This window comes from Hallella faecis, assembly GCF_018789675.1.
Taxonomy (GTDB): Bacteria; Bacteroidota; Bacteroidia; order Bacteroidales; family Bacteroidaceae; genus Prevotella; species Prevotella faecis.
In genome coordinates this window covers 1-19,136 of the sequence record NZ_JAHKBE010000016.1, presented here as the reverse complement: position 1 = coordinate 19,136, position 19,136 = coordinate 1, and the positions used below count along the sequence as shown (strand labels likewise).

Annotated in this window: 12 protein-coding genes and 1 tRNA gene; 9 read left to right on the top strand and 4 right to left on the bottom strand. The window is 51.8% G+C overall.

The features are described from left to right. The first annotated feature begins 30 nt into the window (after positions 1 to 30). The 4 genes from KM934_RS05510 (at position 31) to KM934_RS05495 (ending at position 8,045) form a co-directional block, all read left to right on the top strand. A complete protein-coding gene (locus KM934_RS05510; protein ID WP_215759627.1) occupies positions 31 to 1,998 on the top strand; it encodes an NAD(+) synthase in 1,968 nt (655 codons plus the stop codon). Positions 1,999 to 2,129: 131 nt separating this feature from the next. Further along, positions 2,130 to 5,453: a TonB-dependent receptor gene (locus KM934_RS05505; protein ID WP_215759626.1), complete on the top strand. Its 3,324-nt coding sequence runs from the start codon at positions 2,130 to 2,132 to the stop codon at positions 5,451 to 5,453. A gap of 26 nt (positions 5,454 to 5,479) precedes the next feature. Beyond that, the gene (locus KM934_RS05500; RefSeq protein WP_215759625.1) at positions 5,480 to 7,216 is read left to right on the top strand and encodes a BACON domain-containing protein; all 1,737 of its coding nucleotides are present in this window, start codon (positions 5,480 to 5,482) and stop codon (positions 7,214 to 7,216) included. 493 nt (positions 7,217 to 7,709) lie between these two features. Beyond that, positions 7,710 to 8,045, top strand: coding sequence for a cupin domain-containing protein (locus KM934_RS05495; protein ID WP_215759624.1), 336 nt, complete (start codon positions 7,710 to 7,712; stop codon positions 8,043 to 8,045). Between the two features lie 31 nt (positions 8,046 to 8,076). Here the strand turns inward: KM934_RS05495 and KM934_RS05490 are convergent, their stop codons facing one another. Continuing rightward, positions 8,077 to 8,316, bottom strand: coding sequence for a hypothetical protein (locus KM934_RS05490; protein ID WP_215759623.1), 240 nt, complete (start codon positions 8,314 to 8,316; stop codon positions 8,077 to 8,079). Between the two features lie 123 nt (positions 8,317 to 8,439). Between KM934_RS05490 and KM934_RS05485 the strand changes: the two genes are divergently transcribed. From KM934_RS05485 to KM934_RS05475, 3 genes are all read left to right on the top strand, one after another. Further along, complete coding sequence (locus KM934_RS05485) at positions 8,440 to 9,501, top strand: mannose-1-phosphate guanylyltransferase (RefSeq protein WP_215759622.1); 1,062 nt, start codon at positions 8,440 to 8,442, stop codon at positions 9,499 to 9,501. 173 nt (positions 9,502 to 9,674) lie between these two features. After that, positions 9,675 to 10,775, top strand: a complete 1,101-nt coding sequence (gene gmd, locus KM934_RS05480; protein WP_215759621.1) for a GDP-mannose 4,6-dehydratase — start codon at positions 9,675 to 9,677, stop codon at positions 10,773 to 10,775. A 32-nt stretch (positions 10,776 to 10,807) separates the two neighbouring features. Then, complete coding sequence (locus tag KM934_RS05475) at positions 10,808 to 12,019, top strand: GDP-L-fucose synthase family protein (protein WP_215759620.1); 1,212 nt, start codon at positions 10,808 to 10,810, stop codon at positions 12,017 to 12,019. 203 nt (positions 12,020 to 12,222) lie between these two features. Here the strand turns inward: KM934_RS05475 and KM934_RS05470 are convergent, their stop codons facing one another. From KM934_RS05470 to KM934_RS05460, 3 genes are all read right to left on the bottom strand, one after another. After that, the gene (locus tag KM934_RS05470; protein WP_215759619.1) at positions 12,223 to 14,877 is read right to left on the bottom strand and encodes a glycosyl hydrolase; all 2,655 of its coding nucleotides are present in this window, start codon (positions 14,875 to 14,877) and stop codon (positions 12,223 to 12,225) included. Between the two features lie 102 nt (positions 14,878 to 14,979). Next, positions 14,980 to 15,450 carry a 23S rRNA (pseudouridine(1915)-N(3))-methyltransferase RlmH gene (gene rlmH, locus KM934_RS05465; RefSeq protein WP_215759618.1) on the bottom strand — a complete coding sequence of 157 codons (471 nt, stop codon included), beginning with the start codon at positions 15,448 to 15,450 and terminating at the stop codon, positions 14,980 to 14,982. After that, positions 15,447 to 15,809 (bottom strand): DUF4491 family protein, encoded by a 363-nt coding sequence (locus KM934_RS05460; RefSeq protein WP_215759617.1) that lies wholly within the window; start codon positions 15,807 to 15,809, stop codon positions 15,447 to 15,449. Before KM934_RS05460 ends, rlmH begins: the two co-directional genes overlap by 4 nt. A 150-nt stretch (positions 15,810 to 15,959) precedes the next feature. Here KM934_RS05460 and KM934_RS05455 point away from each other — a divergent pair, with 150 nt between their 5' ends. Then, positions 15,960 to 17,705 (top strand): phospho-sugar mutase, encoded by a 1,746-nt coding sequence (locus tag KM934_RS05455; RefSeq protein WP_215759616.1) that lies wholly within the window; start codon positions 15,960 to 15,962, stop codon positions 17,703 to 17,705. A 1,269-nt stretch (positions 17,706 to 18,974) separates the two neighbouring features. Continuing rightward, positions 18,975 to 19,047: transfer RNA gene (locus KM934_RS05450), tRNA-Lys, on the top strand. The last annotated feature ends 89 nt before the right edge of the window (positions 19,048 to 19,136 follow it).

The window sequence follows — 19,136 nt, the reverse complement described above, 5'->3', positions numbered from 1 at the left end:
TTCCTATTTAATAGAGGAAGAATTGATAATATGAAGTACGGATTTATCAAAGTGGCCTCGGCTGTGCCTTCTGTGAAGGTGGCCGATTGTGTTCAGAACACAAAGGAGATGGAAGTAATCATAGCCCAGGCTGAAGGGCGCGGCGTGGAAATCATCGTGTTTCCAGAGCTGAGCGTCACGGGCTATACGTGTCAGGACCTCTTTCGCGAGCAACTGCTGCTCGACGCTGCCGAGAACAGCGTGATGGCCCTGCTCGACTTCACGCGCCAGTTGGACATCATCTGCATTGTGGGCGCCCCCGTTGTGGCGGGCGGCCTGTTGCTCAACTGTGGTATTGTGCTTCAGAAGGGCAAGATCTTGGGCATTGTTCCCAAGACCTATCTCCCCAATTACAATGAGTTTTATGAGAAGCGCTGGTTTGCCTCGTTGCAAGACCTGCGCGAGATGACCATACGCTATGCGGGCCACATGGTGACGCTGACTCCCGCCCCCCAACTCTTCCGCACGGCCGATGGCGCCGTGTTTGGTGTGGAGATTTGTGAGGACGTGTGGGCCCCTACACCTCCCAGCAACCACCTGGCCTTGGCGGGTGCCGACATCGTGTTCAACCTCTCGGCTTCCGATGAGCTTCTGGGCAAGCATGAGTACCTCACCGGCCTGCTCGCACAACAGAGCGCACGCACCATGAGCGCATACGTGTATTGCTCGGCAGGCTTTGGCGAGAGCACACAAGATGTGGTGTATGGTGGCAACGCCCTGATTTACGAGAATGGCCGTTGCTTGGCCGAAGGCAAGCGTTTCTCGCTGGAAGCGCAGGTCGTGGAGGCCCAGGTCGACGTGGAGAGCCTCAGGGCCGACCGTCGCAACAACACCACATTTGTGAACGCGCAGCGCCGCATGATCGGTGAGGACATCCGTTTTGTCGAGGCCGAGCCTGCGCAGTTGCGCGACTTTGTGTTGGAGCGCCACGTAGAACCGCAACCTTTCACGCCGTCGGATGAGACCATGCGACAGTCGTGTGAGGAGATTCTCAACATACAGGTCATGGGACTCGCCAAGCGCATCGTCCATACCCATGCCCAGAACGTGGTGGTGGGCATCAGCGGTGGACTCGACTCCACGTTGGCCTTGCTGGTTTGCGTGAAGACCTTTGATAAGCTGAAGCTCGACCGCAAGGGCATAGTGGGCGTAACCATGCCTGGCTTTGGCACCACCGACCGCACCTATAACAACGCCATCAACCTGATGAACGACCTCGGGGTGACCGTTCGCGAGATTAGCATTGCCAAGAGCGTGACGCAGCATTTCGAGGATATTGGCCATGACGCGGCCGTGCACGATGTGACCTACGAGAACAGTCAGGCGCGCGAACGCACACAAATCCTCATGGACCTGAGCAACCAGGTGGGAGGCATGGTGATTGGAACAGGCGACCTCTCTGAGCTGGCGTTGGGGTGGGCCACCTATAACGGCGACCACATGTCGATGTATGGTGTGAACGCATCGGTGCCCAAGACGCTCATCAAGGACCTGGTGCGCTATGTGGCGCAAACCGTCGACGACGCTTCGGCATCTGTGTTGCGCGACATTATCGACACACCCATCTCGCCCGAACTGATCCCGGCCGATGAGAACGGACAGATCAAGCAGAAGACCGAGGACCTTGTGGGACCCTATGAGCTCCACGATTTCTTCCTCTATCATTTCCTTCGCCACGGCTTCAGCCCCCGTAAGATATTCCTCTTGGCGCAGAAAGCGTTTGGCGACAACAATGGCAACGACGAATCGGTGGGCCGTTACGACGACACCACCATCATCCATTGGTTGGGCGTGTTCTGCCGACGTTTCTTCAACCAGCAGTTTAAACGCTCCTGCCTGCCCGATGGGCCGAAGGTGGGATCGGTAAGTCTCAGTCCGCGAGGCGATTGGCGCATGCCCTCGGATGCCGTGTCGGCGCTATGGCTGCAAGAGGTGGAATGCCTGAAGATGCAGAACTAAGGAATTTGGGCTCGTCGCAGAAAATTTCACATCATCGTAACACCCTCTTCACCTTTTTTAGGTAAATTTGCAAACAATCAACAATGAACGGGGATTCTCCCCATATTATTTAATTTTAATTTATCAAACTTATGCAGAAAAGATTGCTTATTCTGGTTGCGTTGATGGTAAGCTTCATTACCACAATGACGGCTCAGATTACAACTTCTGGTTTGAGTGGTAAGGTAATGGCCGATGGCGAGACCGTCATTGGCGCTACCATCGAGGCCGTGCACACGCCCTCGGGAACCAAGTACCAGGCTGTGACCAACAGCAAGGGTATGTTTACCATCAATGGTATGCGCCCCGGTGGTCCTTACACAGTCAAGGTGAGCTACGTTGGCTATCAGGCCAAGGAATTCACCGATGTTAAGTTGGAACTTGCTCAGACCTACAATCTGCCAGTTGTGCTTAACGAGGCTACCAACGAGCTGAAGGAGGTGACGGTCGTCTCTAAGGCAACTAAGTTCACCACAGAGCAGACAGGCGCGTCGACCAACATCGACAACTCGATGATTGCAAGCATGCCTACGGTAAACCGTTCGGTAAGCGAGCTCACCCGCCTCTCTCCTTACGGAGGTAACGGATTGACGTTCGCCGGCTCTGATGGTCGTACAGCCAACTTCACGGTTGATGGTGCCAACTTCAACAACGACTTTGGCTTGTCTTCAAACCTGCCCGGTGGCGGCAACCCCATCTCTATGGATGCCATCCAGGAGGTGCAGGTGGTTATCTCGCCGTTCGACGTGCGCCAGACCAACTTCATCGGCGGCGGCTTGAACGCTATCACAAAGAGCGGTACCAACACCTTCAAGGGTACGGCTTACATCTATCACCAGAACGAGAACATGCGTGGTGACGCCATCGACGGAACAACCATCGCTACAGCTCGCGCCAAGGACCGCTCTACCACTTATGGCATGACGCTTGGTGGACCGATCCTCAAGGATAAGCTCTTCTTCTTCGTGAACGCCGAGGTGGTTAAGACCCCGACGGAGGCCGTTACATGGCGCGCCTCTGAGGATGGCGTGGGCAACTCCGACGCTGGTCTGTCATACGCATCGGTTGCCGACATGGAGCGCGTAAAGGAGCATGTGATGACCAAGTATGGTTACAACCCTGGTTCTTACACAAGCTTCCCCGCCGATAAGAGCAACACCAAGCTGTTGGCCCGTATCGACTGGAACATCAACAACATGCACAAGCTGGCTTTCCGCTACAACTATACCAACAACGAGAACTGGACGGCACCCAACGCCTCTTCAATGGACGGTGGTGTTCGCTCGCCCTACTCACGTACTTCTTTGTATAGTATGTCGTTCTCCAACTCTATGTACTCGGTGAACAACAAGGTGCACTCGTTCTCTCTCGACTTGAACAGCCGTCTGACGAGCAACCTCTCCAACCAGTTCCTCGCCACATTCGCCAAGAAGGATGATGTGCGTGGCACCGACTCTTCTGAGTTCCCCTTCATCGACATCCAGGACGGAACAGGCCAGAACGTGCAGTACATGTCGCTCGGTTATGAGCTCTTCACATGGAACAACGCTGTGCACAACACCACTTGGAACATCAAGGATGACCTCACCTATTATTATGGCAACCATAAGATCATGGGTGGCTTCAACTTTGAGCACCAGATGGCCGACAACCAGTATATGCGTAACGGAACAGGTTACTACCGCTATCGTAGCGTCGACGATTTCATCAACGGCGCCGCTCCTGAGGTGGTGTGCTTGACTTACGGTTACAACGGCGACATGAATCCTACTGCTCGCGTGCAGTATAGCAAGGTGGGTATCTATGGCCAGGATGAGTGGCAGGCTACCGACAACTTCAAGTTGACTTACGGATTGCGTATCGACAACATCTTCTTCAACAATGGCGACTTGATGACCAACAACGCCATCAAGGAACTTAGCTACAACGGTCGTCACATCGACACTGGCAAGTGGCCGTCATCAAGCCTCACATTCTCTCCCCGTGTTGGTTTCACATGGGATGTGATGAAGGATAGAAGCCTGATCGTTCGTGGTGGAACAGGTCTCTTCTCAGGCCGTCTGCCTTTGGTGTTCTTCACCAACATGCCTACTAACTCAGGTATGGTGCAGTACCAGATGCAACTGGGTCCCACAACCAACTTCAACCGTCTGCCCGCCGCCGTTCAGGCTTATGCTGCCCAGAATGGCTACACATCGGTTAACGACATCCTCACAGGTGCTTTCTCTGGCGGTCTCGTGACCGACGAAAATGGCCGCGCCTCTATCGCCGCTCTTTACAACAAGCTTGGCGCAATGGGTTACCCCACCACCATTACTCCTGAGGAGGGAACGGTGCCCAGCTCTATCTCTGCCGTAGACCACGACTTCAAGATGCCTCAGGTTTGGAAGAGCTCTATCGCTGTCGATTACTCTTTGCCCGTGGGCTTCCCGATGACGGTGACCGCCGAGGCCATCTTCAACAAGACGCTCAACGCTGCCACAATCTCCGACTGGAGCATGCGCGATCCTGAGAGCTTCGCTCGTTGGAATGGCGCCGACAACCGCCCCATCTATCCCACAGGTTTCCGCACATCAACAAAGGCCTTCGTGCTTGAGAACACAAGCCGTGGATATGGTTGGTCTACCATGTTCCAGGTGAAGGCCGAGCCCACCAAGTGGTTGAGCCTGACTGCTGCTTACACCCATCAGGTCAACAAGGAGGTTACCTCTCTGCCTGGTTCGAACGCTGAGTCGGCATTCACATACGTGCCCACCGTGTTCGGTCCTAACCGCATCAAGCTGCACAACAGCATCAACACCACTCCCGACCGTTTCTTCCTGTCGGCTACCGCTCACGACCGCAGCGGCAACCACTATAGCTTGATTTACGAGACATGGCGCGGTGGTTACAACTACTCATACATGCTGGCCAACGACATGAACGGTGATGGCTATAGCTACGATGCTCTTTACATCCCCACCGACAAGCAGGTGGCTAACAATGAGTTCCGTTTCACATCGCTCGACGACCAGAAGCGTTTCATGGACTATGTTCACGCCAATGGCTATCTGAAGGATCATCAGGGCGAGTACGCCGAGGCTTACAGCGTTTACAGTCCTTGGGTGCATCGCGTTGACATCAGCTACAAGCACGACTTCACGGTGAACGTCGCCAAGACCAAGCACACCCTGCAGCTCTCATTCGACGTGAAGAACCTCTTGAACCTCTTCAATGATAGTTGGGGTGTTTCTAAGTACATGAACCCTGTGCTCAACGAGGGTCGTATCTTGAAGTATGACCACACTGACGCTGACGGTTATCCCGTGTTCTCTACACCTAAGGCTGTCAACGGCAACGTGAAGACCTTCGTCTACAACCCGGTTGTAGGCCAGTGCTGGTACGCTTCTATCGGTGTTAAATACATGTTCAACTAATCAAGAACTCTTTAAGTTTGAATTTTATGAAACTGAAATATTCATTAAGCTTCATCCTGGGCGCATTCCTCATGGTGGGATGTTCGGATGATAACACGATCGGTTCGCTTGCCGAGATTTCTCTCGACAAGACTTACCTGACGATTCCCGAGGGCGGTGGTAACGACACTGTGAATATCAGCGCCACTGGCGATTGGGAGTTTGAAAAGTCGGTGGTGATTGGCAAGGATGCCGACAAGAAGGATATCACGGCTGAGTTGCCCACATGGCTCACAGCCACTACTTTGAAGGGATCGGCCGGTGTTACACAGGTGATCTTCCACGCCGACGCCACAGGAAGTGGTCGTGAGATTCCTTTGCAGATTAGCATTGGCGACAAGCGTCAGTACTTGGTGGTTCGTCAGGGCTCTATGGAGGCCACAACAGCAACATGTGCTGAGGTGCTGGCTGGTCCTGATGGCAAGACCTATCGCGTAAGCGGTACGGTGACCGACATCGCTAACACTACATACGGCAACCTCTATATCAATGATGGTACAGGTGAACTTTATCTCTATGGTACGCTTGACAAGGATGGTAAGCAGAAGAACTTCTCAAGCTTAGGCATTGAGAAGGGCGACTACATCACTGTGGAGGGTCCGAGAAGCACCTATAACGGTAATGGTCAGCTCGTCAACGTAACGGTTCTCAACATTAAGAAGTCGTTGGTGAAGATCGTTGAGACTCCTGAAGGTGTTATTCCTGCCGCTGGTGGCGAGTACAATGTGAAAGTGGCTTATAAGGGAAGCGGTGTTTATCCTGAGATCGACGCCAACGCCCAGAGCTGGCTCCGCGTTGTGAAGACCAAGTTCATCGCTGGTATTCCTTCAAAGATTGAGCCCAATCCTTCTGATACCGTTATTGTAACTTTCCATGCTAACAATAACGTGGCTGGTGCACGTAGCGCTGACGTGACCTTCACGTCAAGCACATCTGACAACTCTTCAAGTGTGAAGCTCCAGGTGGCTCAGGCTGGCCTGTCGGGAACTCTGGCTGTGCCTTACACCGTTGAGGAGGCTATCGACTATGTGAAGTCGCTGGGCGACAACGTGTCTCCCACACAGGTTTACATCAAGGGTTACGTTTCTAAGGTTGACGCCAACGGTCAGTTTGGCGCCAAGTTTGGCAACGGAACGTTCTGGATTTCTTCTAACGGAACCTACAACAACGGCGATGCCGCCAAGGATATGCAGGTGTTCCGCGCTTTGTGGTTCAACAACCAGAAGTGGGTTGAGGGCAATGCTCCGATCGCTACAGGTGCCGAGGTCATTATCTGCGCTACCGTGAAGAAGTACAATGGTGTGGCTCAGACCGACAAGGGCTATGTGTATAGCGTTAACGGTGTGACCACCGATGCTCATGGTATCGGCACCAAGGCCAATCCGTTCAGCGGTTTGGGCGCTGTGGCTGCCGCCAACGCAGGCACATCAGCCAAGGTGTACGTAGCCGGTAAGATATCTAAGGTTGCAAGCGAGTTCAACGCTAATTACGGTAATGCTTCGTTCTACATTTCAACCGATGGTACTTATGCCAACGATAAGGCTAAGGACTTCGAGGCCTTCCGCGTGCTCTATATGGGCAACCGCAAGTGGGCCGATGGCGACAAGCAGGTTAAGGTAGGCGACGATGTGACCATCTATGGTCCGTTGACTGTCTACAACGGCGTGGCTGAGACTCCTGCCAACCAGGCTTACATCGTGAGCCTGAATGGCGCTACCGAATAAATCTCTAACAGTCATCTGAGTAACCCTCTCTGAGCTATCGGAATGTCAGACCTATGAGATTAGCTTTCCTAAGCTCAAATATCTGATGCGCTCCTCTTAGAGTGGCAGTTACGAAAGATACCTAACAATAAGGTGTGCTCTTATACGGGGCACACCTTTATTGTTGATATTCTGCATCGGTCATTCGTTTTTAGTTTTTGTTACTTGGGACTAAGAGGTGGTAAGTTGTCGGTTTTCTTAATCCCAAATGGGTCATGGGAATTGAGTTCTTGTTAGCGTTTATTCCGCCTCGTTTGTGCTCTTGCGTAAGAAGAGCAAATGTTGGAAAAGGTAATAGCCGTGTAGCGGCTGGGTCGTTTCCAGAAGATGAATATCCGTTAGCTTTGGCAATAAGATCCCGGTATGTTTTTCTTTGAGTGTAAAAATAGGCTCGCTTGCTTTGCATTCTCTTTAATTTGCACTATCTTTGCATAACAACTTAATATTTCGCAAGATGGTAATTGATTTTGATGAGATTGCAGAGGTTCATCAGATGAACTTCAAAGGAGGAAACGGTCCGTTGGACACACGTAATTATACCGATGATAAGGTGAAGATTATGTATTCCACCCTTCGTCCGGGCGCTTCGACAGGTTTGCACACACACGAGCAAAACTGCGAGATCATATATGTTATCAGTGGCGTGGCCACGTTCCATTATGATGGTGAGGTGGAGACATGCCGCGCGGGCCAGTGCCATTATTGCCCCATGGGCCATAGCCATTTCATGGAGAACAATACTGACCACGACCTGCTTTACTTTGCTGTCGTGCCCGAGCATCACCTTTGATGCATGCTGATAGGGGAGCGTAGCCCCATCGTTACGTTCGTTGTGGATGGGCTTGCTTGTTGCGCGAAGGCTCTTGCGCATCGCATGGACTTTGTGCAGAAGGTTTGCGCGAGATGAGCGGACGATGTTTTCCGTTCCGTTTGTGGCATTGTTCCATGAGCGCACAGCCCCGGCATCGGTCGGCGTGCTTCAGCCGATCGTATATGCGCCATGCTGCGTAAGCAACGGCTGCTGCCACCACAAGGCCAGTCAGAATGTATTGTGCGAGCATAATCTTTGTCTTTAGGGTGTAAAATTACGAAAATAATGCCAAAAGCCAAAGATAGAGTTAAAAGTTTGTGCATATAACTTTTTTTAGGTAACTTTGTTTTAATTAATAACAAGTTGAACAAATATGGCTGAAACAAACAATCACCTGGTCATTATGGCAGGTGGCGTGGGCAGTAGGTTCTGGCCCATGAGCACAGAGGAGAGACCCAAACAGTTTATCGACGTACTGGGCGTTGGCCGTACACTCTTGCAAATGACGCGAGATCGTTTCAAGGGAATCTGCCCCGCTGAAAACGTGTGGGTGGTGACCAACAAACGTTACGCTTCGCTGGTGAAAGAGCAGTTGCCCGACATTCCTGAAAGCAATATCTTGCAGGAACCATGCCGACGCAACACGGCTCCGTGCATCGCCTATGTGTCGTGGCGTATCAAAGTGCAAGATCCCATGGCCAATATCGTGGTGACGCCCAGCGACCATGTGGTGACTGATGTGGTGGAGTTTCAGCGTGTTGTCGGCCAATGCCTTAAGTTTACACAAGAGACCGACGCCATCGTAACGCTTGGCATGAAGCCCAATCGGCCTGAGACTGGATATGGATACATTCAGGCTGACCTGTCGACCAACTCGTTACGCAACAAGGAGTTGTTCCGTGTCGACCAGTTCCGTGAGAAGCCCGACCTGGCGACAGCTAAGCAATATATCCAGGAGAACAATTATTTCTGGAACGCAGGCATCTTCATTTGGCGTGTCGAGACCATCGTCAATGCCCTCAGAATGTATGCTCCCCGCATCAATCGCATCTTTGAGCGTTTGCAGGATAAGCTGGGAACGCCAGAGGAACAGCAAATCATCGACGATATTTATGGCGATTGCGACAATATCTCCATCGACTATGCCGTGATGGAGAAGGCTGAGGAGATTTTTGTTTGCCCCGCCGATTTTGGTTGGAGCGACCTTGGCACATGGGGCGCGTTGCGCCTGCAAAGCGAGCGCGACGTGTATGGCAACGCCCTCATTGGCGAGAACATCAAGATGTTTGATAGCCACAACTGTATGGTGCATGTAACCCAGGGGGTGAAAACGGTAGTGCAAGGTCTCGACGGATATATCGTTGCCGAACACGATGGCAAGTTGCTCATCTGCAAACTCAGCGAGGAGCAACGCATCAAACAGTTTAGCGAATAAAACCAATAGGGGTGAAGGTGTTGGTCAGAAACGTCTTCACCCTCAAACGTTCTTCATGCGGATAGTTGCCAGAACGGTGCGTTTGAGCCTTAGCCCGCATGTCGCAGAATGATATTATAATAAGGAGAGCAACATGGATTGCTCCAAACAAACGATAGTACACAAACAAAAATATGGAAGCACAACAGGAAAACAGAAAGGTTGCCCTGATTACAGGTATTACGGGTCAGGATGGCAGTTATTTGGCCGAGTTCTTGATCGAAAAAGGATATGAGGTTCATGGTTTGCTGCGCCGTTCGTCATCGTTCAACACCGGACGTATTGAGCATCTTTATCTCGACGAGTGGGTGCGCGACATGAAGAAGCAACGCCTCGTCAATCTGCATTGGGCCGACATGACCGACTCGTCGTCGCTCATCCGCGTCATTAATGAAATCAAGCCCAATGAGATTTATAACCTTGCTGCGCAGAGCCATGTCAAGGTGTCGTTCGATGTGCCTGAGTATACCGCCGACACCGATGCCGTAGGTGTGTTGCGCCTGTTGGAGGCCGTGCGCATTTGCCATTTGGAGCATTTTTGTCGCATCTATCAGGCTTCAACCTCCGAGTTGTTTGGTAAGGTTCAGGAGGTTCCGCAGAAAGAAACCACACCGTTCTATCCGCGTAGCCCATACTCGGTGGCCAAGCTCTATGGCTTTTGGATCATGAAGAACTATCGCGAGTCGTATGATATGTATTGCTGCAATGGAATCCTCTTTAACCATGAGAGTGAGCGACGTGGCGAGAACTTTGTGACAAGAAAGATCACGCTTGCCGCCTGTCGTATTGCGCAGGGTTACCAGGACAAGCTTTACTTGGGCAACTTGGACGCCCGACGCGACTGGGGATACGCCCGCGACTATGTGGAGTGCATGTGGCTCATCCTCCAACAGCCCCAACCCGACGACTTCGTTATTGCCACAGGCGAGATGCATACCGTGCGCGAGTTTGCCACATTGGCTTTCCATGAGTGTGGCATTGAGCTCGAATGGAAGGGCGAGGGCGTCGACGAGAAGGGCTACGACAAGGCCACCGGCCGAGTGTTGGTGGAGGTCGACCCCAAGTATTTCCGTCCTGCCGAGGTCGAACAGCTCCTTGGCGATCCCACGAAGGCGAAGACTGCGTTGGGCTGGAACCCACGCAAGACAAGCTTCGAAGATCTCGTTCGCATCATGGTGGAGCACGACATGAAGTTTGTTCGCAAACTTTACCTGAAGGCGCAGTTGCCTGAATAATAGGGTGTTATAGATAATCGTTCAATAGAATTATGTCTTTGGATAAGAACAGCAAGATCTTTGTGGCAGGTCATCGCGGCTTGGTGGGCTCGGCCATTTGGAATAATCTTGAGAGCAGAGGATACCATAACTTGGTGGGCCGTACACATCGCGAACTCGATTTGACCGACCAACAGGCTGTAAAGCGATTCTTCGATGAGGAGCAACCCGATGCGGTGGTGTTGGCCGCGGCCTTTGTGGGCGGCATTATGGCCAACTCGCTCTATCGCGCCGACTTTATCATGCAGAACATGAAGATGCAATGCAACGTCATCGAGCAGGCTTACAAGCATCATGTAAAGAAGCTCCTTTTCCTTGGTTCCACCTGCATCTATCCCAAGAATGCTCCGCAACCGATGAAGGAAGACGCGTTGCTCACATCGCCGCTCGAATACACCAATGAGGAGTATGCCATTGCCAAGATTGCCGGTTTGAAGATGTGCGAGAGCTATAACCTTCAGTATGGCACCAACTATATTGCCGTGATGCCCACCAATCTCTATGGTCCCAACGACAATTTCCATTTGGAGAACAGTCATGTGCTACCCGCCATGATGCGCAAGGTGTACCTCTCGAAGCTCATCCACGATGGCGATTGGGATGCCATTCGGGTGGATATGAACAAGCGCCCCATCAATCCGCCGGCCAAGTTACAGGCGATTATTGGTGAAGGCAATGTGGATGGCGGCAACGATGCGGAGCGTATCCTGCAAGCGTTGGCCTTCTATGGCATTGAGGATAACAAGGTAACGCTTTGGGGCGATGGCAGTCCGCTTCGCGAATTCCTATGGAGCGAAGACATGGCCGACGCCAGTGTTTATGTTCTTTTGAATGTTGATTTCAAGGACATCATAGGCATAGAAAAGTATTCTTCGGTGTTCTACGGTGTAAAAGCCGATGGTGAGGTAAACCGAAACAACTCCGAAGGACGCGGTGGAGCTATCCCGTCGTTGGGTGAGATACGCAACTGCCACATCAATGTGGGTACAGGAAAGGAGTTGACTATCAAGCAGTTGGCGGAGAAGGTTGTGGCAACAGTAGGCTTCGAAGGCCAACTCTGTTGGGACCAAGACAAACCCAACGGAACGCCAAGAAAGCTCATTGATGTGAGCAAACTCCACCGTTTGGGTTGGCATCACAAGGTGGAGATCGATGAAGGCGTGCGAAAACTCTATGCGTGGTACCAGGCTTCTTTGCAAGCCTAACGCGCAAAATCTGTTCGTGGATATTCGAAAGCCTTGCATGGGCATACGTCATCCGACTTGTTTCGGCTCGTCTGCGTATGTCCATACAAGGCTTTTTGTTTGGGACTAATGGGTCAAACCGCTTGGCTTTGGCGCCTTTATTCGTCCCTTTGGCCACCCCATGACACGTTGGGGAGCACGTAAGAAGATTCGTGTTTTGCGCCTCATTTCACCCTATAAAGCACCACTTGGCTGTTGAGTCCGGATGGAACGGGAGCCCAATTGGCGTAGCTCGTCGTCTTATAGTTGATGTTCACCACATTGATCTCCTCCATTTTCCGCCATTTGTAGCCCTCTCGGTCCAGTTGGGCGATGCGGTTGGCAGGCAGGTTGGTTACCTCAACGCGTATGCGATTCATGCCCGGCTTCAGCAGATTGGAGAACTGCAGGGTGAAAGGTGCGGCCCAAGCGCAGCCTATTAGCGAGTCGTTGATGTACACGCGGGCGCTCTCTCGTACATCGCCGAGGTCGATGGCCCAATTGGCCCCGCTCAGTTCACCCTTCTTAAAGTTCACTTTACATTCGTAGACGCCTGTTCCCATAAGCGTTCGCAAGGTGTCGTTCAGGTTCTCCCAAGCCGTAGGTTGGCCAATGCTTAATAGCTTGTCGTAGGTTGGTGAGCAGTCTTTGAACGAAAGGGTCCATCCTTTATCCAGCACCTTGCGGGTGTTTTCGATCTGTGTTGTTGTGCGTACGGGTAGGCCGCCCAACTCCTTAGAGATTGCCTCTGAGGCCTCTTTGAAGGTTTGTAGGATAAGCGATTCGCCCGAACGTAGGCTGATGTGCAATGAGTCGCTGTGTGTTTCGGCTTGGAAACGCTGGCCTGTCATAGGGTCGAACCATAACGCTTTTTGGAACGGAACGGCCAGGGCAACCGTAGATTCCACGTCGTGGTCCGATAGGTTGGCTATGAAATAATGATGGCCTTGGGCGTTGGCCCTCCTGATAAGTTTGAGCCCGAGGTCGGCTTTTAGGGCTTCCGGATGTGCCACTTGCGCCATCTGTAGCTTGTTTGTGCCCACAATGATGGTGGCGCCTTGTTGTCGCAGCGTGTCGATATGGCTTCTTACGGCTTTCGTAAGCAAGTTGTCCTTGCTGGGAAGGATGAGCGCTTTATAGCGTGTTCCTGCAGCCGTTTGCAACATTCCGTCGACAAACCGTGTCTGTAACAACCACCGCTCGCTGATGTAGTCGCAGTCGAAGCCCATGCGGTCTATGTTGTCGATGGTTTCGGAGAACTCAGGTGCCAGTTGGCCCATGGTGTGGATGGCAAATTGCATGAGGCGTTTGCCCTTGCTTTGCTTATGCCAAAGGTCGCGCACCGGTACGAAAACCAGGAAGTCGTTGTCGGGCTTTCCCCATTGCAAGAAGCTCTGACAACGGGTTATATAGCTCATCAGATAAGGTGCGTCGTGCCAAATGGTGTTGGTGGGACTCATGTCCACGCTGGCATAGAATTTCCATCCGGGCCACGGATCGTTCTTGGGCGAATAGGCTGTGCCATGGAAGAACATGTGGTTGACGCCACCCACGAACATCAAATCCATGTCGGGTTTCATTTGCGAAAGCGAGGTTCTGAAATGTTCGGTGAGCCATGTGAACGTTTCGCTCGACGTGAAGGGCTTGGCGTTGATGTGCGCAGCCGATGACGCCCACTTATACATGGAAAAGTCGGAGTCGTTCTTTCGGGTGAATCCCGAATCCTTCCTTAGTCCCTTGATGCCGAAATCAGACAGGCCAAAGCCCTCAATCTCGGGTATGTCTACCGCCGAATAGCAGTCGATGAGGTTAGCTGGCGAGCCATGAGCCTGATTGCGCGTAATGGCGCCATGACTGTGAGCCCACGCCGTCCACGTCTCAGTGAAGTTTTCAAGCAGCAGGTCGCCCAGTGTTTCACGATAGTCGGCCACAACCATAGGGTCGCCATCCACCAGCTTGTTGAGGTTTGCCTCCAACGAATATCCACGCCGTTTCTCAAACTCCTTGAACAGATCCGTGGTATAATCGGCTTCCGCCACCTCGTAGCTGTCGTTGAAGAAGGTGTGGGGGTAGGGCGTATGAGTGCGCTCGAAAGCTTGCTCGATGTGTTGGAGATAGTGGCCGACGGCCATCTTGTTGAAGTGGTCTACCACCAGTCCGGCCCCGCCAGGTGCTGCGCGTTTCACCCGCATCACCCCGAATTTCTGATAAAGCGCCATGATGCGCCATGGCCCTTTGCTGGGCAATTTGCCATCGAGGGTGAGCGACGTGATGGTGTTTCCTTGTTGTTGCTTGTTGATTTTGAATTTCTTTTCGCCAAAAGCCTTGATGAGATTGACGGCGATGCCATCCGAAAAAGCGTAGATGCCCACCAGTTGGCAGTTGCTTGCCTTCTTGCTGGGTGGCGTGAGGTCCAGAGCTTTCAATTTGCGCTCGTCTACGCGCTTGTCGACAATGACCATCTGTGAGGCGCTCTCTTGCAGCGGTACCCATGGTCCACCAAAGGGCCATCCTGTACCCGTGGCCATGTCGACCTCGATGCCAGTGGCCCTACCTTGTTGTTCCGTGAATCGCAACATTTCCATCCAGTGGTCTGACAGGTAATCGATGTTGTTTGCCTGATTGCCCTGCACACCATAGATGGGCGTTATCTCCACGGCTCCCACGCCCTGATTGGCATATTGTTGCAAGGTCCATTGAAGGTTTGGCTTGTCGACAGCCGATCCCAACCACCACCATCTCAATCCAGGCTTGGCCTCTTGGTGAACTTCGGGCCATTGCTGCGCATGGATGGCGAGCGGCAGGGTGCAAAGGGCTAACGACAATAATGCTTTTCTCATGGTTGTGAATAATGATTTAGTAGAGTGGCTTTTGTAGAGTGTTTTGCTGAGATGAGGCGACGCGCGCGGTGCGGCAAGAATGGGGTGGGGCGTGCAGTTCCCTTATTCGTGATGGTATGGCTCGCCCTTGATGATGGTGCAAGCCCGGTAGATTTGCTCGGTGAAAACCAGTCGAACCATCTGATGACTGAAGGTCATACGTGAGAGCGACACCATCTCGTTGGCGCGTTTGTAGATGGCTTCCGAAAATCCATAAGGGCCGCCGATGATGAAGACGAGGCGGCGTGCGGTGTTTTGCTTCTTCTGCAACCAGTCGGCAAACTCCACGCTGCGGTGATCAGTGCCGCGCTCATCGAGCAGCACCACCGTGTCGGAAGGTTGCAACTGCTTCAGCAGCAGTTCGCCCTCCTGGGTCTTTTGCTGCTGTTCCGAAAGGTTTTTGGTGTTTCGGAGCTCGGGAATCACTTTGATCTCGAACGGCATGTAATGGCCTATGCGCTCTGCGTAATCGTTGATGCCGGCAATGAAATGCTTGTTTTGGGTCTTTCCCACCAATAATAATAGGGTCTTCATGCGCGTGGGGCGTTAGGCTTGTTGCTCTTGTTGGTGGAGCGCTGGGGCTCGCTTCCGTCCATCGTTTGGTATTGGTCCTTACGTTTGGGGTTCATGGGGAACCAACCCTTCTCCACGCGCTTCTTCTGCTCAAACAGTTCGCCGATCGACCACAGCAGGCTTGCGCCCACCACGCCTACGAGCGACGAGGCAATGGTTTCCTCGATACATAACGACCCGATGATGCAGGCAATGCCCGCCAAGAGAAACGCGATCCACGGGCGAGTGCCCCAATAATACTCGGTCTTGATGACGAGTGGATGGAAGAGACCAATGATGAGAAACGTGCTGACCGCGATGATGAGTCCTGTGAAATACATGAGTGTGAATGAGTTATGTGAATGATGTTCTTACTTTTTGTAGCCTTATTATGTGCAAAATTACTAAAAAATGCTGAAGTTATAGGGTGTAATTAGATTTTTTGTGGTAACTTTGCCCTACAAGATAACACTATAAAACATAAGAAGAATATGGAAAACAATGCAGAACTGATCGCTCAGTGTGAGGCTAAGGCCAAGCAGTGGCTGTCGCCGTCTTTTGATGAGAAGACCCGTCAAGAGGTTCAAGACCTGCTCGACAACCCCGACAAGACCAATCTCATTGAGGCTTTCTACAGAAACCTGGAGTTTGGAACAGGTGGCCTTCGTGGCATCATGGGCGCCGGAACCAACCGTATGAATATGTATATCGTTGGTATGGCCACTCAGGGTTTTGCCAACTACTTGAAGAAATGCTATAAGGACCGCAAGGAGATTAGCGCTGTGGTGTGCCACGACTGCCGCAACAACAGCCGTCTGTTCGCAGAGACCGTTGCCAATATTTTCTCTGCCAATGGCATCAAGGCTTACATCTTCGACGACCTTCGTCCTACACCTGAGTGCTCGTATGCCATCCGCTACCTGAAGGCACAGGCTGGCGTGAACCTCACGGCAAGCCACAACCCACGCGAATATAATGGCTACAAGGCTTATTGGGAGGATGGCGCCCAGGTCATTGCACCGCACGACAAGGGCATTATCGATGAGGTTAACAAGGTGACCATCGATGATGTGAAGTTTACTCCCAACCCCGAACTTATCCAGATCATAGGTGAGGATATTGACGAGCCGTATCTGCGCCAGATCCGTACCATCAGCATCGACCCCGAGGTGATTCGTCGCCAACACGACCTGAAGATCGTTTACACTCCGCTTCACGGTGCAGGCCGCGTGATGATTCCCCGCTCTTTGGCTTACTGGGGCTTCGATAACGTGCACTGTGTGCCCGAGCAGATGATCAAGGATGGCAACTTCCCCACCGTCGATCGTCCTAATCCTGAGTTTGCTGAGGCTCTGACATTGGGTCTGCGCGACGCCAAGGCGCTCGACGCCGACATCCTGATGGCTTCCGACCCCGACGCCGACCGTGTGGGTATGGCCTGCAAGAACGACAAGGGCGAGTGGGTTCTCATCAATGGTAACCAGACTTGCATGATCTTCTTGTGGTACATCATTGCCAACCGCAAGGCCACTGGCAAGCTGAAACCTACCGACTTCATCGTGAAGACCATCGTTACCACTGAGCTGATCAAGAAGATTGCCGACAAGCAGGGCGTGGAAATGCGCGATTGCTACACGGGCTTCAAGTGGATTGCACGCGAGATTCTGCTCTCAGAGGGCAAGCAGCAGTATATTGGTGGTGGTGAGGAGAGCTATGGCTTCCTCGCTGAGGATTTCGTTCGCGATAAGGATGCCGTGTCGGCTTGCTCGCTGCTCGCCGAGATTTGCGCCTACGCTAAGGATAAGGGCAAGACGCTCTACGACATCTTGATGGACATCTACAAGGAGTATGGCTTCTCTAAGGAGTTTACGATCAATGTGGAGCGCCCAGGTAAGAGTGGTGCCGAGGAGATCCAGAACATGATGACCAATTTCCGCGCCAACCCGCCGAAGGAGTTGGGTGGCTCGCGTGTGGTGCTGTGGAAGGACTACAAGACCCTGCAGGCTACCGACGCTGAGGGAAACACCACGGCGCTCAATATGCCGGAGACAAGCAACGTGCTGCAGTGGTTCTGCGACGACGACACGAAGGTTAGCGTGCGTCCTTCAGGTACAGAGCCTAAGATTAAGTTCTACATCGAGGTGAAGGGCACCATGAACGACGCTTCGCAGTATGAGCAGCTCGACCGTGAGGGCGCTGCCAAGGTGGAGGCCATCAAGAAGAGCCTCGGCCTGTAAGCAACGCTTCTGAGATTTATTAAAATCATCATATAGGGAACCTTTCTCAGCATGGGGAAAAGTTCCCTTTTTAGTTTTATGACCAACTGTCGATGCTAACCGACCAACCCATTGCTTGGGGCCGTGGATTTTCGTAACAACTATATTCAACCCAAATCGGCCATTAGATTTCAATTCTTGTTAGTTTTTGTTCCGAGTGGTTGCTACAGTCGCACCCAAAGGCATTGCGGGCTATGGCGAAACGCGAATGGAAGCAAGATGCCGTAAGAAACGTTGGCAAGCGTTGGAAAGGAACAATAACAACTTGCTATTTCCCCTATTTCGGTATAGTGACCGATTGGGGCTCAATAGGCTCGGAAGGAGCCTCTATATAGAATCGGTACATGCACGTTTGGGTGAACATGTAAGGTTCAGGTGGTATGGAACTACAGGAAGAAACGTGAGGTCGATGATTGGCAATAGGCTCGACGATGGGGTGGGCTACACGCTGCGCTGTGTGATTTTTTGGCTAAAAAGATGGTTCGGAATTTCGGATGAACTAGAGGGCGAAATCTCCGTTTTTGAGGATCCGACGCATGGCGAACGAGCAATTTGCTTGTAAAAGATGCCTTATTGAGTTGCGAAAGACGCCAAACCGAGCTGCGGTTTGGCGTCTTTCGCAGTGCGTAAAGGCATGTTTCGTCTTGCGAAAAGGCATCTTTCGCAAGGCGTAAGGTGTAACGAAGAGGGCTGAATGTTGAATGGTGGATGTAATGCTCTGATTGTTAGGTGGTTATGTGGAATTGCTGAGAATCGCGTATTTGCGCCCAATGTTTTCCTTGTTCAAAAGAAATGTGTAGTTTTCAATATAGATTGTTGGGCGTTTTCGGTAAGTTATGTTTTCATGAGGCTATGCCTTGTGTTCGTGGACAGTTTGACGTTTCGCACGTTCTATATGAAACAGAAGCGTGCGGCTCATCATATCACGCCTTGGATAGAGGACGGATCAGCGCCAAATGGAAATTGCCAGATGCTCTGTAGGACGAGCAATAGGATGGATGGATACAAGTGAACGAACCGCACCAGGATCTTTAGGTATGTTGCTGATGAGTGGTTTCTGAAATCACCAAAATGTGGTTGAAATGTGCCACAAAAGGGAGTTTTTGCACTTTTTTCGACTTTTGAGTAAAAAAGTTGGGGAAATGTTTGGTGGTAACAAAAAAACTCTGTACCTTTGCACTCGCAATTCAGAAATCAAGGCTAAGGCCTGACGATGATGAGCGAAACAATGCATCCTTAGCTCAGTTGGTAGAGCAACTGACTCTTAATCAGTGGGTCTAGGGTTCGAATCCCTAAGGATGTACAATTGTTTCAAAGGAATGCAAATCCTTAAAAGTATGCATCCTTAGCTCAGTTGGTAGAGCAACTGACTCTTAATCAGTGGGTCTAGGG